We start from the raw sequence: 916 nt of genomic DNA, 5'->3' as shown, positions 1-916 counted from the left end.
TGACCATCAGTAACTTTGCTATCGTTCGTGAACTGGAGATCGACTTTCATCGTGGGATGACAGCGATCACGGGGGAAACCGGCGCAGGTAAATCCATCGCAATCGATGCGCTGGGCCTGTGCCTGGGCGGCCGCTCTGAAGCAGATATGGTGCGTCAGGGTGCCAGTCGTGCCGATATCTGCGCGCGTTTCCAGCTCAAAGCCTCACCTTCTGCACAGCGCTGGCTGGTAGAGAATCAGCTCGATGAAGGCAGCGAATGCCTGCTGCGCCGCGTGATCAGTGCCGATGGCCGCTCTCGTGGCTTCATCAATGGCACTTCGGTGCCGCTGTCACAACTGCGTGAGCTGGGTCAGCTGCTGATTCAAATCCACGGCCAGCATGCGCACCAGCTGCTGCTCAAGCCAGACCACCAAAAACATCTGCTGGATGCTTATGCGGCTCATGATGACCTGCTTGATGAGATGCGTCAGCACTACCAGCGCTGGCATCAAAGCTGCCGTGCGCTGGCTCAGCATCAGCAGCTGTCACAGGAGCGTGAAGCACGCCGTGAACTGCTGCAATATCAGCTGAAAGAACTGAATGAATTTGCCCCGCAGCCGGGAGAGTTTGAGCAGATTGATGAAGAGTACAAACGTCTCGCTAACAGCGGGCAACTGCTCTCTACGAGTCAGCAGGCTCTGCAAATTCTCGCCGATAGCGATGACACTAACCTGCAAAGCTTGCTGTATAGCGCGCGCAATATGCTCGGCGAATTAGTCTCGCTGGATGACAAAGTGAGCGGCGTGTTCAATTTGCTGGAAGAGGCAGCGATTCAACTGAGCGAAGCCAGCGATGAGCTGCGCCACTATTGTGAACGTCTGGATCTCGATCCCAATCGTCTGCATGAACTGGAACAACGTCTGTCACGCCAGATTGC

General features: G+C 55.7%; 1 protein-coding gene. It reads left to right on the top strand.

Annotation, left to right across the window (positions count from 1 at the left end):
• The coding region (gene recN, locus QMM04_RS22765) for a DNA repair protein RecN (protein ID WP_282997142.1) at positions 1–916 on the top strand (916 nt) is incomplete at both ends.

Origin of the sequence: Pantoea sp. Pa-EAmG (assembly GCF_030024295.1) — a bacterium.
GTDB classification, from domain to species: Bacteria; Pseudomonadota; Gammaproteobacteria; order Enterobacterales; family Enterobacteriaceae; genus Pantoea; species Pantoea dispersa.
Note: the sequence above shows the minus strand (reverse complement) of the source record. Positions and strands in the feature narration are given on the sequence as shown.